Origin of the sequence: Grimontia sp. AD028, from assembly GCF_000973155.1 — a bacterium.
In the GTDB taxonomy this organism is placed as follows: Bacteria; Pseudomonadota; Gammaproteobacteria; order Enterobacterales; family Vibrionaceae; genus Enterovibrio; species Enterovibrio indicus.
The window spans coordinates 26,426-51,454 of record NZ_LASY01000058.1 but is presented as its reverse complement, the minus strand read 5'-3'; the positions used below and the strand labels follow the sequence as shown (position 1 = coordinate 51,454).

Below are 25,029 nucleotides of genomic sequence, written 5' to 3'. Positions count from 1 at the left end.
CTTAATTCACATGCATTAGGTCGAAAGACCGGCTTTTTTTATGTCTTAACTTCAAGCGCTATAATCGAAACACGAGCGTCTTGGCGCTAATCATTTCAAGGACTATCCCATGATCATTCGAGAAGGCACGCTGGCGGAAGCTGTGAACGTGCTCAGCCAGATTGATGAATTTGCCCATCAGGAATCCCTCGAGTCACTAAAAAAACGTATTGGTGACAAGCCTTCATTGGTATTGGTTGCTGATATCGACGGAGAGCTTTGCGGTGTCAAAATTGGCTATCAGTTAGATGATGAGTGTTTTTACAGTTGGCTGGGTGGCGTGACCAAAACTGGTCGCCGCCGCGGTATTGCACAGGCGCTGTTACATGCGCAGGAACGTTGGGTGGCAAAGCATGGCTATACCAGTCTCAGGGTAAAGTCCCGTAATTGCTTTGCAGGCATGCTGTGTTTGCTGCTTAACAACCACTACCAGATTGAACATCTGGAGAAGAAAGAGGCATTGGAGCAATATCGCCTTCATTTTGTGAAGAAAATCACACCTGTGGCATGAAGGTAAAAAACAACAAAAATACTGCTTGCTAAATAGTAATGAGAATGATTATTATTTGTCTTGTTCGAGGGCAAGTGGGAAACTTACTTTCGGACACACGACATTGCTCACATTGCTTCCAGTATATGTTTTTTGCATGAAACTGCTTACGTTGTGCAGTTGACCCTGATGCAGGCGACGCTTTTGCTCAAAAGCGTCGCTTTTTTCTTTTTTATCCTAGCTAAACCCTACGCCAGTTCAACCAGCTTACTGACCAGCTTAGAGATCCCCGCATTTGCCTGACTGACAGAGGTTGCCTGCATGTATGCCGGTGTTGAGAGTAGGCGACGGCTTTGATCCAGCACGAAGTCATCCACTGGGCAATCAATGTGCTCACCGCCCATGGCGTTGAAAGCCGCTGCGGTCTGCGGATCGTTACCGATAGTCCCTTTCGCACCGGGGCCATACACTTTCGGGATCAAGACGGGAGAGATACAGACATAACCAGCCGGTTTTTCTGCGATGGCGAATGCCTTACACACGCGCAGCACTTCTTTCTCGATCTCCATTTCTTCGTCGCTGGTGGCAAAGGAGCTCAGGTTCTTAGCAACGCCAAATCCGCCGGGTAGCAGCAGGGCATCAAACTCATTCACGTTGAGTTCTGTGAGTGGTTTTACATCACCGCGGGCAATGCGCGCCGCCTCTACCAGAACATTACGTGTTTCACCGGATTCTTCACCCGCGGCATGATTAATCACATGGTGTTGATCAACATCCGGCGCGAAGCAATGCCAGGAAGCACCCGCCTGCTCAATGGCCAACAGGGATAAAACGGATTCATGGATCTCTGCGCCGTCGTAGACACCACACCCAGCCAGAATGACTGCCACTTTCTTCATAAATGTGTCCTCATTTTAAATTCGGGACAGGCAATCAACGCTCATTCCTAGCCTGTCAGATCATCAATGCTAGGCTAGTTTATGAGCAAACTGGTAGGGATTTGAATCTAACCGGATCACATCCTTACAGATCGATAAAAGAAAATTTTTCTGGATAACTCGATCATGCCACTAATTTCTTTTTCCACAGTCGATGATCGGCGATCGATCCTGATCATGATCAATAACTTAAGGTTAAGTGTCTAAAAATTATAAGGTAAATTTCTTTCCCTTATGGCATTCCGAATTTGATCTACAGACCTGAAAATAAATACCAACAAACTTATCCACAGCGATTTTTAGTGAATGAGCTGTGTATAAGGCTTATGCACAGGGTGGGGAAGGTCGGCTAAGTAGAGAAGAATAATGTTGTAAATCCAAAGCGATCACCTTGGCATTCCTGAGCCGAAGAGCGAAATCTCGGGTTAACAGACTCCGGAACTCGTGGCATCCTTACCCATCAATCATTTTCCGGTTAGCTTATAACGTTATGGCGACGACTTCTGATAACCCGTTGATCCTGGTCGACGGCTCTTCTTATCTCTACCGCGCGTACCACGCTTCTCCCAACCTGACCAATGCCAATGGCGAGCCAACAGGTGCTGTTTATGGCGTCGTGAACATGCTGCGCAGCTTGGTGAAACAGTATCCGCAATCTCATGTGGCGGTGATTTTCGACGCCAAAGGCAAGACTTTCCGTGACGACATGTATGCGGAATACAAAGCGCACCGTCCGCCAATGCCGGATGATCTGCGCAGCCAAATTGCTCCGCTGCATCAAATCATTGAAGCCATGGGCTTCCCGATGCTGGTGATTGAAGGCGTTGAAGCGGATGACGTTATCGGCACACTGGCGGTGCAAGGTTCTAAGGCAGGCATGCCAATCCTTATCAGCACCGGTGATAAAGACATGGCGCAGTTGGTGGATGAAAACGTCACCCTGATTAACACCATGACCAACGTGATCATGACACCACAAGGCGTGCATGACAAATACGGCTTTGGCCCAGAGCACATCATCGACTATCTCGCACTGATGGGCGATAAAGTCGATAACATCCCGGGCGTACCGGGTGTAGGTGAGAAAACCGCCACGGCGTTGATCGCCGGTATCGGTGGTCTGGATGCGCTGTATGACAACCTTGATAAGATTGCAGACCTTAGCTTCCGTGGTTCGAAAACCATGGCGAAGAAGCTAGAGGACAATAAAGAGAACGCTTACCTCTCTTATCAGCTTGCCACTATCAAGCTTGATTGTGAGCTGCCGTTTAAGCCGGAAGAGCTGATTAACCGCGCGGCAGATAACGACAAGTTGGTTGAGCTTTTCACTGAACTGAACTTCAAGCGCTGGCTGGCAGAAGCCCAAAGTGGCAGTGCAGGTGTTGATGCCGTCGCAGAGCGCGCAGCTTCTGGCGCTTCATCAGCGAAATCGTCTGCCAAAGCAGAAGCGACATTCGAAGCCGCTGCGATTGATCGCAGCCAATACGAAACCATCCTGACAGAAGAAGACTTCCAACGCTGGATGGAGAAGCTGAAGAAAACCAATGTCGTGGCTTTCGATACCGAAACCGACAGCCTGGACTACATGGAAGCCAACCTGGTAGGCATTTCCTTCGCCGTTGCTGAAGGTGAAGCGGCTTACCTGCCGCTGACTCATGACTATCTGGATGCGCCGAAACAGCTCGACAGAGACTGGGTGCTGGCAGAAATGAAAGCCTGGCTCGAAGATGCCGGTGCGCTGAAAGTTGGCCAGAACCTGAAATACGATGCGAGCGTGCTGGCACGTTACGATATCGCGATGCGCGGCATTGCTTACGACACCATGTTGGAATCTTACGTGTTCAACAGCGTGGCAGGTAAGCACGACATGGACAGCCTGGCACTTCGCTACCTGCAGCATAAATGCATCAGCTTTGAAGAGATTGCCGGTAAGGGCAAGAAGCAGTTGACCTTCAACCAGATTGAAATGGATCAGGCGGCTCCTTACGCAGCAGAAGACGCTGACGTCACCCTGCGTTTGCACAATGCCCTGATGGCGCAGCTCAACAATGACGAGAAACTGAAAGTTATTTTCGAACAGTATGAAATGCCGTTGGTGCCAGTACTGTCGCGTATTGAGCGCCATGGTGTGTTGATCAGTGCGGAAATGCTGGCGAAGCAATCTCAGGAAATTGCGATTCGCTTGGACGAGCTCGAAAAGGAAACTTTTGAGATTGCTGGCGAAGAATTTAACCTGAGCTCACCCAAGCAGCTTCAGGTAATCCTGTTCGAGAAAATGGGTCTTCCTGTGTTGAAGAAGACACCATCAGGTACCCCTTCTACTAACGAAGAAGTGCTTCAGGAGCTGGCGTTGGATTACCCGCTGCCAAAACGCATTCTGGAATACCGTGGACTGGCGAAGCTGAAATCCACCTATACCGATAAACTGCCGAAGATGGTGAAACCAGCTACTGGCCGTGTGCACACTTCTTATCATCAGGCAGTCACGGCAACGGGTCGTTTGTCATCAACCGATCCGAACCTTCAGAACATTCCTATCCGCAATGAAGAAGGCCGTCGTATCCGTCAGGCGTTTATCGCGCCGGCAGGGAAAACCATTCTGGCAGTCGACTACTCGCAAATTGAACTACGTATCATGGCGCACCTGTCTGGTGATGAAGCCCTGATTGACGCTTTCCGTCATGGCAAAGACATCCATGCGGCAACGGCTGCGGAAGTGATGGGGATTGATATCAGTGATGTGACCTCAGAAATGCGTCGCCGTGCGAAAGCCATTAACTTCGGCCTTATCTATGGCATGAGTGCGTTTGGTCTGGCGAAACAGCTCGGCATTCCACGTGGTGAAGCGCAGCAATACATGGAACGCTACTTCGAGCGCTACCCTGGTGTGCGCCAGTACATGGAAACCACCCGACTGCAGGCTGCGGAGCAGGGCTATGTAGAAACTATCTTTGGCCGCCGTCTTCACCTGCCGGAAATCAAATCCAGCAATGCCATGCGTCGCAAAGGGGCTGAGCGCGCTGCAATTAATGCTCCTATGCAAGGAACCGCGGCTGACATTATCAAACGCGCGATGATTTTGGTGGATGCCTGGATTCAAACCCAGCCTGAGGGTCGTGTGGCTCTCATCATGCAAGTACACGATGAATTGGTGTTGGAAGTAGATACCGAACACCTTTCTGACATTGAGCAACAGGTTTGTAAGTTAATGGAATCGGCTGCGTTGCTAGAAGTTCCGCTGGTCGCCGAGTCTGGTAGCGGCGAAAACTGGGATCAGGCGCATTAAATCAGGTGGTTGATTCCGACCTGACTCGCACAAACACTTAAAACTTAACGCGAAAAAAGCCCGCTGTTGCGGGCTTTTTTATTTCTTAAATGAAACAATATGAATACATCAGGTGTTCATTTTTATAATTTGATGAAAAAAAACTACGTAAAGGGTTTTCTTAATCGGCCATTTGATATACAGTAAGAGGCGTAGGGTACAGAGGTAAGATGTTCTATCTTTCAGACCTTTTGTTTCACGTTATTGGATTTAGCTGATTCAGCAGCCCCGGTTGACAAATGTCAGCCGGGGCATTTTTTATTGTGCTTTTCCTATCCAATATCTCTTCTGGATATCTCTCTTTAATTGCTTTAAATACATTGCTTTAACTGCATTTCTATTGATGTATTTGTATTTTGTTACCGTTTATTAGAGTAAATACTTTAATTTGAGGGCGTTGGCGTTATAATGACCACTGCTTCTTGTTCTTGATGTGTCAGGGTTGTCTGCAATCCAACTTACGACAGGCAACCCACACGTTATTTCTGACCGAATTGAGCGATCGATTCGGTCTTTTTTTATCCAATCAAATCTGTAACTCACTTCCAGAATGAAAACGATCGTTATTTATACGATTCTCATGATATTTCATTTTAAAAAATAAGTTTGGAAAATAAAAATAAAGCGATTAACAATCAATGTGTTGGAATTTTTAACAGAACAGGTGCCTGATCTTTGAGGCAAATATGACAGGTGTTTAGGCGGGTCTAACTTGCGGGGTTGGGGAAAATCACTGACACTAGCTTTATAACGACTAAAAAAAACCTCCTATTTCTCTCCCGTTACCCCACCTATTTGGTGGGGTCTTTATTTTCAGCGTCCTGACAGATTAAGCGTCGTCGTTTTCAGTATCTTGCTGATCAGATTCTTGTGGGATTTCGAGTGCCGGAGCGTACCAACCATCCAGCTTTTTACGCAGTTTATCGACACCAATACCCTTTAATGATGAGTAAAGCTCGACTTCTACATCACCGCCAAAATCTTTGGCTGCTTCACGCACTTTTAAAAGCTCTGCTTTGCGCGCGCCGCTTTTCAGTTTGTCACACTTGGTTAGCAGTGCCAGCACCGGCAAGTTGCTGTCTACCGCCCAGAAAATCAAATCCTGATCCAGCTCTTTCAGTGGGTGACGGATATCCATCAGCACGACGAGGCCTTTAAGCTGGTTACGCTTTTGCAGGTATTCGCCCAGAGATTTCTGCCATTTTAGCTTCATTTCCAGCGGCACTTGCGCGTAGCCGTAACCCGGCAAGTCAACAATGTGGCATCCCTCATCCACTTTAAACAGGTTGATTAATTGTGTGCGACCCGGCGTTTTACTGGTTTTCACCAAGCTTTTTTGATCACAAAGCCTGTTTATTGAGCTAGATTTACCAGCATTGGAACGACCTGCGAATGCGATCTCGATACCAGTATCATGAGGTAAAGCCCTGATATCTGGCGCACTGGTAATAAAGTGGGTGTTTCGATAGTTGAGTGAAGGATTCACTGTTAACTCCGTCTCGACTTTATGTAGTCGACTGATTACTTTTATGTGAAATTGTGTAAAATGACCGTGCTCGGTTTTTGCTCGATGATTGTATCATGATGGCGTGGGCATCGTGGTATTGGAAGCTTGATAATTATAAATGGAATGTCATGAAGAGATTAGCGCTACTACTCACTTTATTCGCGAGCTTTACTGCCTTTGCACAAGGCGATGCAGAAGCAGGTAAAGCAAAATCAGCCACTTGTGCCGCTTGTCACGGTGCAGACGGTAACAGCGTCATTCCCGCCAACCCTAGCCTTGCAGGTCAGCACGAAAAATACCTTTTTAAGCAGCTCAAAGAGTTCAAGCTGGGTATGACGACTGGCGGTGAACAAGGTCGTAACAATGCCGTGATGGCTGGAATGGTGGCTGCACTGTCTGAGCAAGACATGGCAGATTTGGCGGCATACTACGCATCACAAACAGCGAAGCCGGGTACGACTCCGGAATCTTCTATCGAAATCGGTAGAGAGCTGTACATGGCTGGTGACCAAGAGCGTGGTATTGCAGCTTGTATTGCGTGTCACGGCCCGCGTGGTAATGGCACCGCACTGTCAGGCTTCCCGAAAATTTCCGGTCAAAACGCCGATTACATGAAAGCTCAGCTGATGGCATTCCGTGACGGTAAGCGCAACAACGACCTTAACGGCATGATGCGCATTGTGGCGCAGAAGCTGTCAGATAAAGAAATCGAAGCTATCTCGAACTATGTAGGCGGTCTGCACTAACAGACTGTGCAATAGTCAGATTGCGCAAAAAGACGTCAAAAAGGCAGCGTTCGCTGCCTTTTTTCGTTTGGGTTTCTATTATTTCCCATGATCTTGTAAGCGATTGACCATTCTTTATAGAGAAAGGTGCTTAAATATTTGCTGGTTTTTATTTTTTTCTTCTATATTTCAGAAAGATACTTTTTAAGTGCATTTGGTGATGGTTTGAATTGTGAGTTACCGCCTGTTTTGAAAAGTGCGAAAGCGTAAACTTATTCATGTCGACAGGAGCACGACACGGAAAGGACAATCAGGACGATTTCGCAGGGCTGCGCAAGGATTCAAACGGACTTTGGCTTAGGAAAGCCTCAGAAACCAGGACGTTATGTTGTCAGGACGGCATTCAAAAGTGTGAAGGATTCACACTCAGCATGGACCACCTTCAGGACGAAAGGTTAGGACACACACCAGGATGGTGATGACGACAGGACGTTGCGAGTAATAACTCAAATAAAAACGGCAGGATGCCCGCGCTTAGAAGGACCCTTATTCACCGGGATGTGGTGTTACTGTTAGGGATGAAAACGGTAAATCCGTTCATTAGAACGCTATAGAGCGACAGGCTTTGCCTGTCGCTTTTTTCTTATTCAACTTTCTGCTACATTTCCCGCCATTCAATTTGGTGTAGAAATCCCCATGTCCCTTGAATGCCCTCTATGTAGATCTGCTGATATAGCCGATTTCGAGCAGGATAGACGTCGCCGTTACTTCCGTTGTCAGGAATGCTACCTGGTCTTTGCAGACCCTGAGTGCCTGTTATCACCGGAAGAAGAAAAAGCCGTCTACGACAAACATGAAAATGTCGTGGAAGATGAAGGCTATCGACGTTTCCTAAGCCGTCTCGCGACACCGCTTATGGAAAAAATGGGTAAGGGCGCCAAGCAAGGCTTAGACTTTGGATGTGGTCCAGGTCCGGCTTTAGCCGCCATGCTTGAAGAAGCCGGACACCAAATGGCTGTTTACGATCCGTATTTTGCGCCCAACCTCAGTGCGTTGGACGCCACGTATGATTTCGTGACCTGTACAGAAGCCATTGAACACTTTTATATGCCTCACAGGGAATGGAGACAATTGCTGAACTTGGTCAAGCCGGGAGGCTGGTTAGCCATTATGACCAAGCTCGTTATTGATGCTCCAGCTTTCAAAAGCTGGCATTACAAAAATGACCCAACCCACGTGAGTTTTTTCAGTCGCGAAACGTTCCGCTTTTTGGCCGAGCGTGATGGTCTTGACGTGGACTTTGTTGGTAACGACGTAATTTTACTGAGGAAGAAAAACGAATGACCCGCAAGAAAAAAGCCCGCAAAGTTGGCTCTGAAGGTCCTGCGCAATACAGCGAAAAGTCGCTGACTAGAGAAGATATTGCTGCGTTGGCGCGTAAGCGGAAGAACAAGCGTAAAGGTCTGAAGTCTGGCTCACGCCACTCGGAAGGCAAAACCGCGCAACAGCGTCAGGCGCAAGCGCAGCGCGATCCGCGTCTGGGCAGCAAAAAGCCTATCCAGTTGGTGGTAGAAGCCAAACCACATCCAAAATCAGCAGAAGCGAAGAAGGCCCGTCGCCTGAGCGCTGAGCAGGAATTGGAAATGTTGGAAAATGATGCGCAACTAAATGTGCTTCTCGACCGTATTGAAAACGGTGATAGCTTGGGCGCAGGCCTTCAGCAATATGTTGATGAGAAGCTGGATCGCATTGAGGTGCTAATGAAGCAACTGGGTCTGTTCGAAGAGGACGAGCCTGAAGTGGAAGAAGCACCGAAGAAAAACAAACGCCGCGATGACGACGATTTGCTGGCGGAGTTTGAAAACTTCAAATTTGACCAGGAGTAAGTGTTGGAAACTCTTCCTATAGGTGTTGTGGTACTCGGTGGTGCCATCATTCTCGGTTTGGCTGTGTATGCAGGCTGGTTGTTGTCGAAACTTCGCCATCAAACCAAAATGCAGGAAAAGGCGATGAACGCCGCTATCAAGCAACGTAACGAGAAAATCATTGAGAGTGTAGATGTGATTGCCATGGCGACACTGCAAGAGCAGTGCGACCTGTCAGAAGCGGCTATCCGTCTTTACATGATCATGGACCACCTGCAGGGAGAGAAGCGCGTAGAATTCCCTGAGCGCTTCCCCGCACTTTACGAATTGTATGATGTGGTGAAAGACATGCCACGCGGCGATGCGCGTAAGAAGATCGAAAAGCGTGAACGCATGCGCCACGACATGGCGCGTATGAAGGCGGAAGCCCGTCTTCAGCAGGCCATTCATACAGAGCTTGAGGAAATCCTCGCATTTACTGGCGCAAAAATGACGCCAGTGCGTACCTTAGCGAGTTAACGACTCAGCCATAAAAGGTACGATCTGACCAACAATTTTCCCGTTCCTTGTGCGGGAACAATTCTTAGCAGCCGGAGAGTGTGGCAGAATTAGCCAACTTACACTTTCCGGTTGTTCATTTTGGCGGGAACATACATGTCTAAGCAGCAAATTATCTGGGATCAGGCACTGATCGAGAAGTATAACTACTCAGGGCCGCGTTACACCTCTTACCCAACCGCACTGGAATTCCATGAGGTTTTCACGGCGGCTGAGTTTGATATGGCGTGCACCCAATACCCAGATCGTAATCTGTCTCTGTATGTGCATATCCCGTTCTGCCACACCCTTTGCTACTACTGTGGCTGTAACAAGGTGATCACCCGTCATGCACACAAAGCGGATCAGTATCTTGATGCGCTGGAACTGGAAATCCGTCAACGTGCATACCTGCTTCGCGACCGAAACGTGACTCAACTGCACTGGGGGGGCGGTACGCCAACCTTTCTGACCAAGGAACAGATCTCCCGACTGATGTCCCTGTTGCGTGAAGAGTTCCGTCTCAATGCCGATGCAGAAATCAGTATCGAAGTGGATCCGCGTGAGATTGAACTCGACATGCTGGATCACCTGCGCAGTGAAGGCTTCAACCGTCTAAGTATCGGCGTGCAGGATTTCGATAAGACAGTTCAGAAAGCGGTGAACCGTGAGCAGGATGAAGACTTCATCAAAGCCATGGTGGTGCGTGCCAAAGAATTGGGCTTTCGCTCGACCAACCTGGATCTGATTTATGGCCTTCCGCACCAAGATAGTGCAACCTTTGCTAAGACATTAGAGCAGGTGCTGACCATGCAGCCGGGCCGTTTGTCTGTTTTCAACTATGCGCACCTGCCACAGCTGTTCGCGGCGCAGCGAAAAATCAAAGAAGACGATTTGCCATCGCCACAGGAAAAACTGGCGATGCTGGAGCAAACCATTAACACCCTGACTGGCGCAGGCTACCAGTTTATCGGTATGGACCACTTTGCCTTGCCGGATGATGAACTGGCGGTAGCGCAGCGTGAAGGCATCCTCCACAGAAACTTCCAGGGTTACACCACCCAAGGCGATTGCGATCTGCTGGGGTTGGGGGTGTCAGCGATTTCCATGATTGGTGATTGCTATGCACAGAACCAGAAAGAGCTGAAGAAATACTACGGTCAGGTCGACGAGCAACGCCATGCGCTGTGGAAAGGCGTGATGCTGGATGGCGATGATTTGCTTCGCCGCGAAGTCATCAAATCGCTGATCTGCAACTTCACCCTGGACAAGCGTGCGATTGAACGCGAGTTTGATGTTTCCTTCGATACCTACTTTGCGGAAGATTTGGATTTACTGCAGTGCTTTGTCGATGATGAGCTGGTGAGCATCGATGCAGATACCATTAAAGTGACGCTGAAAGGGCGCCTGCTGATTCGCAACATCTGCATGTGCTTTGACACTTACTTGCGTGACAGAGCGCGTCAGCAGCAGTTTTCCCGCGTGATTTAATGCTGTCTCACACCACAAGAAACGAAAAAAGCCGCTGATTGCGGCTTTTTTGTTGGCTGTTGATGGGGCGTTATACGCCGCTGCCGATGCTGAAAATAGCCAGCACCACAGCCAGAGCTGCCGCTGCCAGTTGACCTGGGCCAGCAGCAACAATTTCATTTGCGGTAAACAGTGCGTCGAACATGATACTTCTTATCCGGCGTAAATATGGGTTTTCAACCAAGGGGATTATCAAAGCAAAGGCTTTGCATTGACCTTGGTTGCTTAAAATTCGGCGGCATTCTACTTGAGTTTTGAACAAAAAAACACCGGCTTTTGCCGGTGTTTTCAGGATATTTTTCAGGTGAACGGATTAGCCGCGGGATGCCGCTTTGGCTTTCAGTTCCGCTTTTTCGCTATCAGACAGGAACGCGATTTCCATGCCGTTCGCTTGAAGCTGAGTGATTTGCGCTTGGCTCAGACCAGCCTGTGGTGCGGCTACTTCGTATTCGTAAGGCAACTCGATACCTGATACTGCAGGGTCATCGGTGTTTAACGTTGCCAGAATGCCTTGTGCCAGGAATTGTTTCACCGGGTGTGCTTCCAATGAAGCCACGGTGCTGGTTTGCACGTTAGAGGTCAGGCAAGACTCAATGCCAATACGGTTCTTCGCCAGAAACTCCATCAAAGATGGGTCTTCGATGGCTTTCACACCATGGCCGATACGGGTTGCGCCCAGCTCATTGATTGCCTGCCACATGCTTTCTGCCCCAGCTGCTTCGCCAGCGTGCACAGTCACATTCAGGTTGGCTTTACGGACTTTGGCAAAGTGGTCGTTGAACTGGTGACCCGGCTGGCCCAGCTCGTCACCGGCCAAATCGATAGCAACCAGGTGCTCTTTCAGTGCCAACAGCGCATCCAGCTCTTGCATGCAGGCTTCCACACCAAAAGTACGGCTCATGATACCAATCAGGTTGGTTTTCACGCCGAAGTCACGGCTACCAGCCTGAACGCCATCAATCACCGCTTCCACCACACCTTGCACTGGCAGTTGGTGCTTCATCGCCATGTAGTAAGGTGAGAAGCGCAGCTCTGCATAGTCAATGCGTGCATTCAGTGCGTCTTCGACGTTTTCATAGGCAACACGGCGAACCGCATCCAGATCGCCCAGTACAGCGACACCCCAATCCAGCTTGGACAGGAAACCAACCAGATCCGGCTCGTTAGACATAACCTGAACGTGTGGGCGGAGTGTGTCGATAGTGTCAGCAGGAAGCGTCATGCCGAACTTCTGACCCAGTTCCAGAATGGTGTTAATACGAATATTGCCATCAAGGTGACGGTGCAGGTCCGTCAGAGGAAGGTGGGTTGCGATCATGTGAATATCCTTAAATCAACTTTTGGCAAGTATAAGGACTAAATACAAGGTCGTCAGTAGGGCAGGAAAAGGAAACCGCCTAAAAAGGCGGTTTTGAAAAGGTTGTTTACCAAATTTGTTTAAATGGTGAGCTGTTTTGGGTTTATGGCATTTGAAGCTCTTTGAGCTTACGGGTCAGAGTGTTACGTCCCCAACCAAGCAGTTTTGCTGCTTCCTGCTTGTGCCCCCGTGTGTGGCTGAGTGCTTCACGCAGCAAGATACGTTCAAATTCAGGCAAGGCTTCACGTAGCAGATTGTCATCACCGTTATCCAGCGACAGACGGGCCCATTGGGATAGCGCGGCCTGCCAGCTGTCACCTTCGCCGGTACTTTCCATTGATTCAGGTTGCATCAGCTCTGGCGGCAAGTCTTCGGGCAAAATTTCTTTACCGCTCGCCATCACTGTCAGCCAGCGACAGGTGTTTTCAAGCTGGCGTACGTTACCGGGCCAGGAAAGACCTGACATTAAATCCAGCGTGGTCGGGTGCAGTGATTTGACCTCGATATCGAGCTCATCAGAAGCTCGCTTGAGAAAGTGTTTGGCGAGTTGACCGATATCCTGACGACGTTCACGAAGCGGTGGAAGGTGAACACGAATGACGTTCAGGCGGTGGAACAAGTCTTCACGAAAACTGCCTTCAGCGACCAACCTTTCAAGGTTCTGGTGGGTTGCTGCAATGATGCGGACATCCACATTGATGGCCTGATGGCCGCCGACACGATAAAACTGGCCATCGGCCAGCACGCGCAGCAGACGGGTTTGGATATCGAGCGGCATATCACCGATTTCATCCAGAAACAGGGTGCCGCCATTGGCCTGCTCAAAGCGGCCCTGACGGACATTGTTGGCACCGGTAAAGGCCCCTTTCTCGTGACCAAACAGTTCTGATTCAATCAAGTCTTTAGGGATGGCCGCCATGTTAAGCGCGATAAAAGAGTTTGACGCACGTGGGCTGTGGCGGTGAAGAGCATGGGCAACCAGCTCTTTACCCGTACCTGACTCACCGTTGATCAATACGGAAATCGATGAACGGGAAAGGCGACCGATGGCGCGGAAAACTTCCTGCATAGAAGGCGCTTCACCGATAATCTCCGGTGCGGCTTCCATGGTTTCCTTGGGAGAGCGCTGGCGTTTTTGCTCCTGACTGTGGGAGACGGCGCGCTCAACCAACGCGACGGCTTCATCAATATCAAACGGTTTTGGCAGGTATTCAAATGCCCCTTTCTGATACGCGCTCACCGCAGCATCCAGATCCGAGTGAGCCGTCATGATGATGACGGGCAGCGTCGGGTATTCAGATTGCAGACGGTTTAGCAGGGTGAAGCCATCGGTGCCTGGCATGCGGATATCGGAGACAAGTACATCCGGGACTTCCCGGTTTAATGCATCCAGCACGCTGTCAGCGTCGGCGAAAGTTTCACAAGCAAGCCCAGCTGCGCTCAGGGTGCGTTCCAGTACCCAGCGGATTGAGCTGTCGTCATCGACGACCCAGATTAGTCCTTTGCTCATATTCTCCCCTTAGCGACGAATTGGTAACAAAATGGTGAAAGTGGTGTGTCCCGGCCAGCTATTAACGTAAATCTTGCCTTTATGCTGATCTATGAGGTTTCGGGTAATGGAAAGTCCAAGCCCTGTGCCTCCGGGGCGCCCTGACACCATGGGATAAAACAAGGTGTCCTGGAGCTCAGGGGCAATGCCAGGACCATTGTCAGAAATATCGATACGTGCAGCCAAACGGTGGCGTTTCCCGCCAATCACGACTTGATGCTCAGTACGGGTGCGGAGAACGATTTCAGCATTTGGGCTGTCTCCCATAATTTGCGCTGCATTGTTCACCACGTTAAGAATGGCCTGTTCCATCTGGTCAGGATCCATCTCAATGTCGGGCAGGCTGGGGTCGTAGTCACGTTCTACCACCACTTTATCTGCACTGAGTTCAACCAGCTGGCGAACTTTCTCCAGTATGACGTGGATGTTTTCTTGTTGGCGGTGACCGGGCTTTTGTGGCCCTAGCAGCCTGTCGACCAGATTGCGCAGACGGTCAGCCTGCTCAATGATGATGCGGGTATATTCTGCAAGATTTGGGTCGGGCAGCATTTTCTCTAAAAGCTGAGCTGCACCACGAAGGCCACCGAGCGGGTTTTTAATTTCATGAGCAAGTCCACGCACCAGTTCTTTGGCTGCCTGCTGTTGTGCTTGCTGCTGCAACTCTTTACTGATTTGCTGTTGATGGCCAATGGCTTTGATTTCAATCAGCATGGAAGGACTACGCGCCCACATCAAAGGGCTGGCACTCAACTCTACTTTGCGCTGGTGGCCATCTACGACGATGGTGACATCGCTGTCGGTGAGTCCTTGACCGCCAGAAAGCGTTTCCTTGACCAGGCTGAGGTCGATTGAACAGTGTTGCAACAGTTCGGGAAGGGGATGCTCTAGTAAACGACGTGCACTCAGGCAGAGCAGTTGCTCGGCTGCAGGGTTGGCATAGGTGACAACAAGATCATTATCAAGCACCAACACCGCAGTGATCAGGTTATCCATAACAGTTTCGGTCAGCGTGGCCACATTACCTTCCTTTTGATTGCACTAATATGGTGCAATCTAGTTTACTCGATAGTGCGTTGTTGTGCAGCGAAGAAAAACCGCTTTCTACAGCAGCGCTGCCAAATAGCGTCTTAACCTGTGTTATCTGGGGCTTGGCTTGCCCGGAGGCAGTGCTTTTTTCTTGGTTGCCCGATGCAGATACACGGTTATTGAATGGGATGCTGCAATTACCTTGCCATCTTGTAGTAATTGCACCTTTATGGTGTGGGTGCCTCGATCGACGTTCGTTACGGTGAGAGATGCACCTTTTGAGGCAGGCTGTTTCTTTCCATCAATCACGGCGCGAACAGATTGATTTTTCCCTAGTGGCAGGTCGGTAGAAATGTTGAGGGTGATACTGCCTTCATTACTGCGAATGGTGGCCTCATCGCCCGGAGAGAGCAGGGAAATTGAGCTGGCCAGCGTCGGCGCTTCGGGGGTATCAGGTATGGGCGGCGCTTCCGGAGCGGCAGGTGAAACAACATTGGATGGCCTCTGAGCGGGCAGAGGAATCGTACCTAACTCCACCTCGAGATCCAAACTCACGGAAGGTGGCGAATCGCTGAAATGCAGAGTGCCATTTTCATCAACCCAGCGGTAATACTCACCCGCGCTGGCGGACACAGACAGTGCACCAAAAAGGAGCATACCTATTTTGCGCATCATGAATTCCTTGAGTTTCTGGCGGGATGCCAACAAACCTATTTTCCGTGGGGGAGAAATCCAGACAATAGAAAAAGGGCCCGCCTGTGAGCGAGCCCTTTGATTTGGTATGAAACCCGTTGAATTACACTGAGTAGTACAGTTCGAATTCCAGTGGGTGAGTGGTCATGTTCACCTTCTCAACATCCTGAGATTTCAGTGCGATGTAAGAATCGATGAAGTCATCAGAGAACACGCCGCCTGAAGTCAAGAACTCACGGTCGTCGCTCAGTGCTTGCAGAGCTTGCTGCAGAGACTCAGCAACAGTTGGGATTTCTGCTGCTTCTTCTGCTGGCAGGTCGTACAGGTCTTTATCCATTGCATCGCCAGGGTGGATCTTGTTCTTAATACCGTCAAGACCAGCCATCAGCATTGCTGCGAACGCCAGGTATGGGTTAGCAGATGGATCACCGAAGCGAACTTCGATACGACGTGCTTTCGGGCTTGGTACCACTGGGATACGGATAGAAGCAGAACGGTTACGTGCAGAGTATGCCAGCATAACTGGAGCTTCGAAGCCTGGAACCAGACGCTTGTATGAGTTGGTAGACGCGTTCGCGAATGCGTTGATTGCGCGAGCGTGCTTGATGATACCGCCGATGTAGAACAGTGCAGTTTCAGACAGGCCGCCGTACTTGTCGCCAGCGAACAGGTTCTGACCGTCTTTCGCCAGAGATTGGTGAACGTGCATACCTGAACCGTTATCGCCAACCAGTGGCTTAGGCATGAAGGTCGCAGTCTTACCAAATGCGTGTGCTACGTTGTGAACAACGTACTTGTAGATTTGGATTTCATCCGCTTTGCTGGTCAGGGTGTTGAAACGCGTTGCGATTTCGTTCTGGCCTGCAGTTGCTACTTCGTGGTGGTGTGCTTCAACAACCAGACCCATCTCTTCCATAACCAGACACATTGCTGAACGGATGTCTTGAGATGAATCAACTGGTGCTACTGGGAAGTAACCGCCTTTAACGCCTGGACGGTGACCTTTGTTACCGCCTTCGAAATCAGAACCGGTGTTCCATGCTGCTTCTACGTCGTCAATCTTGAAGAAAGAACCTGACATGTCAGTCGCGAATTTCACATCGTCAAACAGGAAGAACTCTGGCTCAGGACCGATCAGAACAGTGTCTGCGATACCGGTAGAGCGCATGTAGTCTTCAGCGCGTTTTGCGATAGAACGTGGGTCACGGTCGTAGCCCTGCATAGTTGCTGGCTCAAGAATGTCACAACGTACGTTCAGCGTTGCGTCTTCCGTGAATGGGTCAAGTACTGCTGAAGACGCGTCAGGCATCATCACCATGTCTGACTCGTTAATGCCTTTCCAACCTGCAACAGATGAACCGTCGAACATTTTACCTTCTTCGAAGAAGTCCGCGTCGATCTGGTGTGCTGGGATTGAGATGTGTTGCTCTTTACCTTTGGTATCGGTGAAGCGCAGGTCAACAAACTTAACTTCGTGCTCTTGGATTAAGGCGAGTACGTTTTCTACTGACATGTGAATAAACCTCCGGTGTCATTGTTCTCTAACTTGGTGAAGTTGCTTCTATGCGTTCCACCAAAAAATGGGTCTGGCTCCACTAAAGCTAAAAGTGTGCCAAGTTTGAAATCCCAGTCATTCCGCGCTGTTACACGAAAATGACTTAAAAAAGTGCGTTACTTCGATCAATTATGGTGCGCGTCCGCACCAATATAGTGCAACTGGAAGGGTTGCGTGCCAATCAACTCATTCAGCAGCGGTTCGGCTATGTTGTCAACGTCAGATCAATGTGATGGATAAGACAATGTTGGAGCTGTGAGGTGGATCGAAATTCGGCCTATTGTGGTGCAATAAAAAACGCAAGAAGTCGACCCATGATAAGGGAGAAAAATGTTGCCCAAATGTAGCGCACTGTTGGCTCTCAGACAGTATTGGATAAGGGATGGAGACAGACTTCCAAAGTGGACTTTTTGTGTCGGTAACAAGGCAGAACGAATATAAATTGATCCTAAGTCACATATTTCGTGGGTTTTCAATAAAAATCTGGTAAATTACGGCCGGATTTTTAATCAGTGGCGGTGAGCGCTTTCGGCAAAGCCGGGGCTTTTGGCGGCACATCTTTTTTGAGTGAAAGAGAACCCATGTCTACTTTACAGATAGATAAACTAAGAAACATCGCGATCATCGCGCACGTTGACCACGGTAAAACCACCCTGGTTGACAAACTGCTTCAGCAGTCTGGCACCCTGGAAACCCGTGGCGAGCACGAAGAACGCGTCATGGACTCGAACGACATCGAGAAAGAGCGTGGCATTACCATTCTGGCGAAGAACACCGCGATTAACTGGAATGATTACCGCATCAACATCGTAGATACCCCAGGACACGCCGACTTCGGTGGTGAAGTGGAACGTATCATGTCGATGGTTGACTCTGTACTTCTGATCGTTGACGCAGTTGATGGCCCAATGCCACAAACTCGCTTTGTAACGCAAAAAGCGTTCGCACACGGTCTGAAGCCAATCGTTGTTATCAACAAAATCGACCGTCCTGGCGCGCGTCCTGACTGGGTAATGGATCAGGTGTTTGACCTGTTCGATAACCTGGGTGCAACTGACGAGCAGCTGGACTTCCAAGTGGTTTACGCATCAGCACTAAACGGTTGGGCGACACTGGAAGAAGGCGAAACCGGCGAGAACATGGAACCACTGTTCCAGGCTATCGTTGATAACGTATCAGCACCAGAAGTTGATACCGAAGGCTCTCTGCAAATGCAGATCTCTCAGCTGGACTACAGCTCTTACGTTGGCGTTATCGGTGTTGGCCGTGTGACCCGCGGTTCTGTAAAACCTAACCAGCAAGTGACCATCGTAGGTGCTGACGGTAAGACCCGTAACGGTAAAGTCGGTACTGTACTGGGTTACCTGGGCCTTGAGCGCCATGACGTTGCATCTGCAGCGGCAGGTGACATCATCGCAATCACAGGTCTGGGTGAGCTGAAAATCTCTGACACCATCTGTGACGTGAACGCGGTTGAAGCGCTGCCAGCGCTGTCTGTTGACGAACCAACTGTGACGATGACTTTCCAGGTGAACACCTCTCCTTTCGCAGGTAAAGAAGGTAAGTTCGTGACTTCACGTAACATCCTTGAGCGTCTGCAGAAAGAACTGGTTCACAACGTTGCACTGCGCGTTGAAGAAACTGAAGACCCGGATAAATTCCGCGTTTCAGGTCGTGGTGAACTGCACCTGTCTATCCTGATCGAAAACATGCGTCGTGAAGGCTTCGAGCTTGCTGTATCTCGCCCAGAAGTTATTCTGAAAGAAGAAGATGGCCAGCTGATGGAACCGTTTGAGACCGTAACCATCGACGTTCAGGAAGAGCACCAGGGCGGCATCATGGAGAAAATCGGCCTGCGTAAAGGTGAGCTGAAAGACATGTCTCCAGACGGTAAAGGCCGTGTACGTATGGACTTCATCATGCCATCTCGTGGCCTGATTGGCTTCCAGACTGAGTTCATGACCCTGACTTCTGGCTCAGGTCTGATGTACCACACCTATGACCACTACGGTCCACACAAAGGCGGCAACATCGGCCAGCGTAACAACGGCGTACTGATTGCGAACGCAGCGGGTAAAGCCCTGACTAACGCCCTGTTCAACCTGCAGGAGCGTGGTCGTCTGTTTATCGGTCACGGTGTTGAAGTTTATGAAGGTATGGTTATCGGTATTCACAGCCGTGACAACGACCTGACTGTTAACGCGCTGAAAGGTAAGCAGCTGACTAACGTACGTGCATCAGGTACTGATGACGCACAGGTGCTGACTTCACCAATCAAGTACACGCTTGAGCAGGCACTGGAGTTCATCGATGACGACGAACTGGTAGAAGTGACCCCTGAGAGCATCCGTATCCGTAAGAAACTGCTGACAGAAACTGACCGTAAGCGCGCAAGCCGCGGCAGCAAGTAAGCCTTCTTAGGAACGTAAAAAAGCCTCCCGGTTGGGAGGCTTTTTTGTATCTATCGCTTTTGTTTTTCTGCGTTATTTGACGAACTTGTTATAAACAAACAGCAGGATAAGTGCGCCCACTGTTGCCATCACGATGCCGCCAATACTCAGACCGGTTGTGGTGCCAATGCCCAGCAGTGTGCTGACCCAGCCGCCCACCACGGCGCCTGCAATACCCAGCAGGGTAGTGATGATGAAACCGCCACCGTCTTTTCCAGGCATGATCCACTTCGCCAGAATACCTGCGAGTAAGCCAAGAATGATCCAAGAAATAATGCTCATATTTTCTCCTCCAAGTTGAGAAACGGTACTACCGTTGAATGCAGGCAGTAAATTGCCTGGGCACACATTACGGTAGTTTGTCTCACACCGTCTGTTTCAACTTCGAGAAAAGCATTGAGACAGTTAGAGCCTACACTCTAGTTCTTTAACGTTGCCAAGAAACGCTCTGACTCTGCAATAGCGGTTTGCATGTCTTTGATTGCGCGATTTATTTCATTTTCTAAACCAGCAAACTCTCCCTTCAAGGCGCCAATCGCAGCGGCATTGAGGTTGTGCTTCAGGTAAAGGGTGTTATCACGTAATGTGTCGAGAACCGGCTCCATTTTGCTTTCTGCTTTTTTCATCGCAGACAGCATTTGTGCGTAACTGCGTTCGGTTTCCTTTAGTTTACGTTCGCTGTCACGGCGAAGCGTGGCACTGGAATAGAGTGACAACTCTTCGCGCCACTCATCGAACAGGGCATCAGACACATCTTCTACGGCTTCGATGCGCTCGCGCACATTTTTCACCGCAGCTTCGCTGTCTTCATATTGATCGTTGATGGTGTCGTACATTGTTTGTAACTCTCCACCATCAAAATTAGTCAGAGTGGTGAGTGCATCAAGTGCACTGGTAAACTGCTCGCTGGCTTCCTGCTGTGCATCGGAAGCCGCCTCAACGCGATCGGCCATGATGTCACGCTTATGCACGCCAACCTTTTCCATGGTGGCGTAGTAAGCTGACTGACAGCCAGCCAGCGTAAAAAACAAAAGCAGGGTGGAGATGAGGCGCACGGTACACTCCTTCGTGTATGATTAATTTTCTAAATAAAGACTATGGTTGAAGCATTGGAACGACTCAAGCATTCATTGCCCAAGGTAGGGCAAATTCTGTTCGCCTTCACAAGGCATCTTATTCGACGTGTTATTCATGACCGCCTGACAGTGACTGCCGGTTACATGGCTTATGTCACTTTGCTGTCACTGGTACCGCTCATCACTGTGGTGCTGTCGGCATTATCGTTAATCCCGGGCTTTGCCGATGCCGGCGATCAGATCCGCACTTTTGTACTGCATAACTTTGTCCCTGCTTCCGGTGATGCGTTAGAGCAATACCTCAACCAGTTTGTCGCGAATGCAGGCAAGATGACTGCTGTTGGTGTGGCCTTCCTGTTTGTGGTGGCTTTGATGCTGATCTCGGCTATCGATAAGAGCCTGAACTACATTTGGCGAATTAAACACAAACGCGCGCCTGTGGTGTCGTTTTCTATTTACTGGATGGTGCTGACCCTTGGCCCTGTGTTGGTGGGCAGCAGTCTGGGTGTGAGCTCTTATCTGGGGTCATTGAACCTGCTCGAGCTTGATGGGGCAGACATATGGGCACCGACCCTGCTGAAGTGGTTGCCGTTTTTGCTCACCGGCCTGGCATTTTTGGGGCTCTATACGCTGGTACCTAATTGCCGGGTGCGCCTTGCGCATGCATCTGCCGGGGCGATATCAGCTGCTCTGCTATTTGAATTCAGTAAAAAAGGCTTTGCCTTCTATGCCACCAATTTCCCGTCCTATGAACTGATTTACGGTGCGCTTGCTGTGGTCCCTTTGCTGTTTGTCTGGGTCTATCTCAGCTGGTGTATCGTGCTGATTGGTGCTGAGATCACCGCTTCGCTCGGCGAGCGCAAGATGTGGGATACCCCCACCCCTTCAGAACCAAAACAACTTACTGATAATTAAGACGATAAGAAAGGAGCTGCTATGATTGCGCTTATCCAGCGAGTAAGCGAAGCCAGTGTGGTGGTTGACGGCGAGACCGTTGGTGCGATTGGCAAAGGGCTGTTGGTGCTGCTGGGTGTTGAAAAAGGCGATGACGACAAGAAAGCGCATCGCCTGCATGAGAAGGTTCTGGGTTACCGCGTGTTCAGTGACGAAAACGACAAGATGAACCTGAATGTGCAACAGGCGGGTGGAGAGGTACTGGTGGTTTCCCAGTTCACGCTGACAGCTCTCACTAACAAAGGGATGCGTCCCAGTTTTAACGGCGCGCCTCCGGCGGAAGCGGATCGTCTTTATCAATTGTTTTCGCAATATTGTCGCGAAAGCGGTGTCAAAACAGAAAATGGTGTGTTTGCAGCCGACATGAAAGTGAGCCTGGTGAATGATGGTCCGGTGACTTTCTGGCTGCAGGTTTAATAACCCAGTTGGGTTCACGAGGAGAGAAACAGGATGTTTCGGTTAATCACCCCTACCAAGGATGATGAGCTTCAAGCGTATTTTCATTTTCGCTGGAAGATGCTTCGTGAACCTTGGCGTCTGCCGGAAGGCTCTGAGCGTGACGCCTATGATGTTGGTTCTCACCACCGCATGATTGTTGACGCTAAAGGTGAGCCGATCGCCATTGGCCGTCTTTACCTGACACCGGACAACGACGGCCAAATTCGCTACATGGCCGTGGCTCCGCAATATCGACAGCGTGGCTTAGGTGCACTGATCCTGATGACGCTGGAATCGCTGGCACGGCAGGAAGGGGCGAAGCGACTGGTCTGTAACGCCCGTGAAGACGCCATTGGTTTCTATAGCCAGAACGGTTTTGTCAATCAGGGTGAGCTGAGTGAAGAGCGCGGCCCTGTGCGTCACCAACAGATGCTGAAAACCCTCGATATGATGTCCGATGTAGTGCGCCGCCCGGAATGGTGTCACGAACTTCAGCAGCGCTGGGAACAGCAAATCCCCATCAGCGACAAAATGGGTATCCGCATCAATCAGTTTACTGGCTACCGCTTTGAAATTTGCGCGCTGCTCAATGCCAACCTCAATCCCCATGATTCCATGTTTGCAGGCAGTGTGTTCAGCATGGCAACCCTTGCTGGTTGGGGGATGGTATGGCTGCTGATGAAAGAGCGTCAGTTATCAGCAAGCATCGTGCTGGCTGACAGCCATATCCGATACCGTCGGCCGATTCTGGAACGTCCACGCGCTGCGGTATCTCTTGATGGGCTAAGTGGGGATCTCGATCGCCTTGAAAACGGCCGCAAAGCCCGGGTGAAACTGGAAGTCACTTTCTACAGTGGCGATGATGTGGCGGGGACCTTCACAGGCACTTACATGCTGGTTCCTGAGCAGGAAAAAGCAGCAGATACCATTGAAAGCCAAACATTACTGTTTGGCTGATTTTCCAACTTGTTTACTGGCGTGAATGGGACAATCCGCCATTGCCCGTCACCAGATCCCATTGTCCCGACAACGTTGAGCGCTGTCCTTCCTGCACTAAACTGAGCGGAGCCAGCCCAATCCGGCCGCGATCGGCAGCGATTTTCACTTCGCCAAGACTCACTGGCAGTGCCACCTTCTCCGCTTCCCCGCTTTTATCCGCAAACAACATCAACAAAGATTGACCGAAGGATTCTCCTTGGTTAGCAAGCATCACGGTACGGTGCGGTGTGGCTTTGAGATCTCCGGTCAGGCTGTAAGCCAGACTGTCCTTATCACCACCCAGTGCAGAGACTCGCACTGACAGATCATGTTCACCTTCAAGAGGCAGGTTCAGACCCAACCAGCGCGAATAAATGGCGGTTGGCAAACTGAGCCCTGTGCCTTCAAACAGCCAAGGACGACTTGGGTTGGTTAGGTCGGCATTGGCCTTAGCGGCCAGCTGGCCTTGTTGAAACGTCAGGCTCAATGGGTCAAGCCGCCATACGCCATCTTCGACACGCATTGCCAGATACGGAGAGGAAACCGGAATACGGTTGATGCTGGCGGCTTTAGCACTCCCCGTTAGCTCACCTAGCCACATCCCGTTGTGACTGGCTTGCCTTAGCAGTAAATCTTTTCCTTTCAGGTTGAGACCCATCACCTGCAGTGGGAAAGCCGGATCTGGCACAGTGATGTTCGTGTGTCTCACAGTAAGGTTGTTCAACCGGATATTGTCAAAACCCTTCCAGTACGTCGAAAGTGACCGGGACAACCCGTCTTCAAGCTCAAGGGTGAGTCCATTCAATACCAGTGAGCGCAATGAAAGTGACGCTGGTGTCATGTCACCGGCAAAGGAGATATACCCCTCGTCATCCACTTTGGAGGAAAAGGCACCGACCTCGATACGTGCAGGGGAAAGCGACATCTCTGCCAGCACATCGGTCAAGAGCCACGTATCGTAGTTAATCAAATTGGCATTGAAAGAAAGCAGGGAGGAAGCATCGTTGGCAGCCCACACCAACTCGCCGCCCTGCAAGTTGACCGATTGCGCCGAGAGGTTTAGATGCTCGAGGGTAAGCGTGTCCAGAGATGCACTGACGTCCAGCAAATCAAGGCGGTTGATGGCAATGTCGTAATCTTCGCTCAGCGATGCCCACATTGCAGTGAGATTCGAAAGGTTATCAGAAGGCTCAATACGTGCGTCACTCAATGTAAGCTGGTGGAGTGTGACCTTGCGGTCCTCAATGGTGGCACTGCCAGTGATATTGCCAAACTGGCTGTTAAACGACAGGCCCCAAATTTCCCATTTTTCCTCATTCAGCTCACTGTCGAGCAAGAGGTTGGTCAGGGTCTGACCGTCGATAGAAAGAGAGGGTGCCGAGAATTGGAACTGTCCCTGCCAGCTTCCCCATTTCTCTTCGGTATTTTGCCAGTTGGCGATTTGAATATCGGCATGGTCAAACGCAAACGCACTGCTTTGGTAGGCGACATCGTCCAGCGCAAGATGCTTTATCGACAGTGATTCCGGAAGTGCCGCTTTGTCGGCCAAATTAATCGTCGCTTTGCGGATCACTGCGCTTTGCAATACCAGCGAACCATCAATGGAGTCCCAAAGCGACAGCGCTGCTGAAGCGTAGCCTGCACGGTAAAGGGTGTTTTCTGTTTCCTGTTCAACCAGTTCTGGCTCAATCAGTGTGAAGGAAAAAGGCGAGAGCAGATCGTAATCCAGCGAGGTGGCACGCAAGGTATAAGGCGTGAGAGTTGCCACGGTTTTTTGCACCAATGGCAGGCCGTAATTCGTGCTGAGTACGGTGATAAGCGCACCCAATGCGACCAAGGTGATAATGACAAGCGAGGCAAACAACTTGGCGAGGAAACGCATTTGGCGATGTTCTCTCTATGGTTATCAGATGCGAAAGGGGCAGCGTGTTACGCCGCGATTCTGTTGAGGTTGGCGCAAAAATCAACGTTATTCAAGCAGTAATCTGTTTCAGCGC

At 50.1% G+C, this 25,029-nt stretch carries 21 protein-coding genes; 11 read left to right on the top strand and 10 right to left on the bottom strand.

Annotated features, from left to right (window positions below; genetic code table 11):
• Positions 1-109 precede the first annotated feature (109 nt).
• Positions 110-550 carry a GNAT family N-acetyltransferase gene (locus tag RN22_RS13725; protein ID WP_046305112.1) on the top strand — a complete coding sequence of 147 codons (441 nt, stop codon included), beginning with the start codon at positions 110-112 and terminating at the stop codon, positions 548-550.
• Between the two features lie 227 nt (positions 551-777).
• Here RN22_RS13725 and elbB read toward each other — a convergent pair whose 3' ends face one another.
• Positions 778-1,428 carry an isoprenoid biosynthesis glyoxalase ElbB gene (gene elbB, locus RN22_RS13720; RefSeq protein ID WP_046305109.1) on the bottom strand — a complete coding sequence of 217 codons (651 nt, stop codon included), beginning with the start codon at positions 1,426-1,428 and terminating at the stop codon, positions 778-780.
• 529 nt (positions 1,429-1,957) lie between these two features.
• On the opposite strand from elbB, the gene polA reads away from it, so the two are divergent.
• Positions 1,958-4,753 (top strand): DNA polymerase I, encoded by a 2,796-nt coding sequence (gene polA, locus RN22_RS13715; RefSeq protein ID WP_046305107.1) that lies wholly within the window; start codon positions 1,958-1,960, stop codon positions 4,751-4,753.
• An 868-nt stretch (positions 4,754-5,621) separates the two neighbouring features.
• On the opposite strand, the gene yihA is transcribed toward polA, so the two are convergent.
• The gene (yihA, locus tag RN22_RS13710) at positions 5,622-6,278 is read right to left on the bottom strand and encodes a ribosome biogenesis GTP-binding protein YihA/YsxC (RefSeq protein WP_046305105.1); all 657 of its coding nucleotides are present in this window, start codon (positions 6,276-6,278) and stop codon (positions 5,622-5,624) included.
• Between the two features lie 149 nt (positions 6,279-6,427).
• Here yihA and RN22_RS13705 point away from each other — a divergent pair, with 149 nt between their 5' ends.
• The 5 genes from RN22_RS13705 to hemN all read left to right on the top strand — a co-directional run bounded on the left by RN22_RS13705 (position 6,428) and on the right by hemN (position 10,917).
• The gene (locus RN22_RS13705; RefSeq protein WP_046305103.1) at positions 6,428-7,045 is read left to right on the top strand and encodes a cytochrome c; all 618 of its coding nucleotides are present in this window, start codon (positions 6,428-6,430) and stop codon (positions 7,043-7,045) included.
• A gap of 675 nt (positions 7,046-7,720) precedes the next feature.
• Positions 7,721-8,368: a class I SAM-dependent methyltransferase gene (locus tag RN22_RS13700; protein WP_046305101.1), complete on the top strand. Its 648-nt coding sequence runs from the start codon at positions 7,721-7,723 to the stop codon at positions 8,366-8,368.
• Positions 8,365-8,910: a Der GTPase-activating protein YihI gene (yihI, locus tag RN22_RS13695; RefSeq protein WP_046305098.1), complete on the top strand. Its 546-nt coding sequence runs from the start codon at positions 8,365-8,367 to the stop codon at positions 8,908-8,910. The genes RN22_RS13700 and yihI overlap by 4 nt, the downstream gene beginning before the upstream one ends.
• Positions 8,911-9,408 (top strand): DUF2489 domain-containing protein, encoded by a 498-nt coding sequence (locus RN22_RS13690; RefSeq protein ID WP_046305096.1) that lies wholly within the window; start codon positions 8,911-8,913, stop codon positions 9,406-9,408.
• A gap of 135 nt (positions 9,409-9,543) precedes the next feature.
• A complete protein-coding gene (hemN, locus tag RN22_RS13685; RefSeq protein WP_002539701.1) occupies positions 9,544-10,917 on the top strand; it encodes an oxygen-independent coproporphyrinogen III oxidase in 1,374 nt (457 codons plus the stop codon).
• 352 nt (positions 10,918-11,269) lie between these two features.
• Here the strand turns inward: hemN and add are convergent, their stop codons facing one another.
• The 5 genes from add to glnA form a co-directional block, all read right to left on the bottom strand.
• The gene (gene add, locus RN22_RS13680; RefSeq protein ID WP_046305094.1) at positions 11,270-12,274 is read right to left on the bottom strand and encodes an adenosine deaminase; all 1,005 of its coding nucleotides are present in this window, start codon (positions 12,272-12,274) and stop codon (positions 11,270-11,272) included.
• Between the two features lie 142 nt (positions 12,275-12,416).
• The gene (glnG, locus tag RN22_RS13675) at positions 12,417-13,823 is read right to left on the bottom strand and encodes a nitrogen regulation protein NR(I) (protein WP_002539706.1); all 1,407 of its coding nucleotides are present in this window, start codon (positions 13,821-13,823) and stop codon (positions 12,417-12,419) included.
• Positions 13,824-13,832: 9 nt separating this feature from the next.
• Positions 13,833-14,879, bottom strand: a complete 1,047-nt coding sequence (gene glnL, locus RN22_RS13670) for a nitrogen regulation protein NR(II) (RefSeq protein WP_046305092.1) — start codon at positions 14,877-14,879, stop codon at positions 13,833-13,835.
• Positions 14,880-14,999: 120 nt separating this feature from the next.
• The gene (locus RN22_RS13665; protein WP_046305090.1) at positions 15,000-15,563 is read right to left on the bottom strand and encodes a DUF4124 domain-containing protein; all 564 of its coding nucleotides are present in this window, start codon (positions 15,561-15,563) and stop codon (positions 15,000-15,002) included.
• 121 nt (positions 15,564-15,684) lie between these two features.
• Positions 15,685-17,094, bottom strand: coding sequence for a glutamate--ammonia ligase (gene glnA / locus RN22_RS13660; protein ID WP_046305087.1), 1,410 nt, complete (start codon positions 17,092-17,094; stop codon positions 15,685-15,687).
• A gap of 623 nt (positions 17,095-17,717) precedes the next feature.
• Between glnA and typA the strand changes: the two genes are divergently transcribed.
• A complete protein-coding gene (gene typA, locus RN22_RS13655) occupies positions 17,718-19,547 on the top strand; it encodes a translational GTPase TypA (protein WP_046305085.1) in 1,830 nt (609 codons plus the stop codon).
• Between the two features lie 72 nt (positions 19,548-19,619).
• On the opposite strand, the gene RN22_RS13650 is transcribed toward typA, so the two are convergent.
• Complete coding sequence (locus RN22_RS13650; protein ID WP_002539716.1) at positions 19,620-19,868, bottom strand: GlsB/YeaQ/YmgE family stress response membrane protein; 249 nt, start codon at positions 19,866-19,868, stop codon at positions 19,620-19,622.
• Positions 19,869-20,005: 137 nt separating this feature from the next.
• A complete protein-coding gene (locus RN22_RS13645; protein ID WP_046305084.1) occupies positions 20,006-20,641 on the bottom strand; it encodes a DUF2959 domain-containing protein in 636 nt (211 codons plus the stop codon).
• A gap of 42 nt (positions 20,642-20,683) precedes the next feature.
• Here RN22_RS13645 and RN22_RS13640 point away from each other — a divergent pair, with 42 nt between their 5' ends.
• The 3 genes from RN22_RS13640 to RN22_RS13630 are packed head-to-tail and all read left to right on the top strand — an operon-like array spanning position 20,684 to position 23,011.
• Complete coding sequence (locus RN22_RS13640) at positions 20,684-21,577, top strand: virulence factor BrkB family protein (protein ID WP_046305081.1); 894 nt, start codon at positions 20,684-20,686, stop codon at positions 21,575-21,577.
• 21 nt (positions 21,578-21,598) lie between these two features.
• A complete protein-coding gene (dtd, locus tag RN22_RS13635; protein WP_002539721.1) occupies positions 21,599-22,033 on the top strand; it encodes a D-aminoacyl-tRNA deacylase in 435 nt (144 codons plus the stop codon).
• 33 nt (positions 22,034-22,066) lie between these two features.
• Positions 22,067-23,011: a bifunctional GNAT family N-acetyltransferase/hotdog fold thioesterase gene (locus RN22_RS13630; protein WP_046305078.1), complete on the top strand. Its 945-nt coding sequence runs from the start codon at positions 22,067-22,069 to the stop codon at positions 23,009-23,011.
• Between the two features lie 13 nt (positions 23,012-23,024).
• Here RN22_RS13630 and RN22_RS13625 read toward each other — a convergent pair whose 3' ends face one another.
• Positions 23,025-24,914, bottom strand: coding sequence for an AsmA family protein (locus tag RN22_RS13625; protein WP_046305076.1), 1,890 nt, complete (start codon positions 24,912-24,914; stop codon positions 23,025-23,027).
• Positions 24,915-25,029: the final 115 nt, after the last annotated feature.

Excerpts from the sequence above, each read along its gene's own strand:
- glnG (WP_002539706.1), bottom strand. The coding sequence starts at position 13,823 with ATGAGCAAAGGACTAATCTGGGTCGTCGATGACGACAGCTCAATCCGC.
- RN22_RS13725 (WP_046305112.1), top strand. The coding sequence starts at position 110 with ATGATCATTCGAGAAGGCACGCTGGCGGAAGCTGTGAACGTGCTCAGC.
- typA (WP_046305085.1), top strand. The coding sequence starts at position 17,718 with ATGTCTACTTTACAGATAGATAAACTAAGAAACATCGCGATCATCGCG.
- RN22_RS13640 (WP_046305081.1), top strand. The coding sequence starts at position 20,684 with ATGGTTGAAGCATTGGAACGACTCAAGCATTCATTGCCCAAGGTAGGG.
- dtd (WP_002539721.1), top strand. The coding sequence starts at position 21,599 with ATGATTGCGCTTATCCAGCGAGTAAGCGAAGCCAGTGTGGTGGTTGAC.
- hemN (WP_002539701.1), top strand. The coding sequence starts at position 9,544 with ATGTCTAAGCAGCAAATTATCTGGGATCAGGCACTGATCGAGAAGTAT.
- RN22_RS13650 (WP_002539716.1), bottom strand. The coding sequence starts at position 19,868 with ATGAGCATTATTTCTTGGATCATTCTTGGCTTACTCGCAGGTATTCTG.
- glnA (WP_046305087.1), bottom strand. The coding sequence starts at position 17,094 with ATGTCAGTAGAAAACGTACTCGCCTTAATCCAAGAGCACGAAGTTAAG.
- yihI (WP_046305098.1), top strand. The coding sequence starts at position 8,365 with ATGACCCGCAAGAAAAAAGCCCGCAAAGTTGGCTCTGAAGGTCCTGCG.
- RN22_RS13665 (WP_046305090.1), bottom strand. The coding sequence starts at position 15,563 with ATGATGCGCAAAATAGGTATGCTCCTTTTTGGTGCACTGTCTGTGTCC.
- RN22_RS13630 (WP_046305078.1), top strand. The coding sequence starts at position 22,067 with ATGTTTCGGTTAATCACCCCTACCAAGGATGATGAGCTTCAAGCGTAT.
- polA (WP_046305107.1), top strand. The coding sequence starts at position 1,958 with ATGGCGACGACTTCTGATAACCCGTTGATCCTGGTCGACGGCTCTTCT.
- RN22_RS13700 (WP_046305101.1), top strand. The coding sequence starts at position 7,721 with ATGTCCCTTGAATGCCCTCTATGTAGATCTGCTGATATAGCCGATTTC.
- RN22_RS13625 (WP_046305076.1), bottom strand. The coding sequence starts at position 24,914 with ATGCGTTTCCTCGCCAAGTTGTTTGCCTCGCTTGTCATTATCACCTTG.
- add (WP_046305094.1), bottom strand. The coding sequence starts at position 12,274 with ATGATCGCAACCCACCTTCCTCTGACGGACCTGCACCGTCACCTTGAT.
- RN22_RS13705 (WP_046305103.1), top strand. The coding sequence starts at position 6,428 with ATGAAGAGATTAGCGCTACTACTCACTTTATTCGCGAGCTTTACTGCC.
- elbB (WP_046305109.1), bottom strand. The coding sequence starts at position 1,428 with ATGAAGAAAGTGGCAGTCATTCTGGCTGGGTGTGGTGTCTACGACGGC.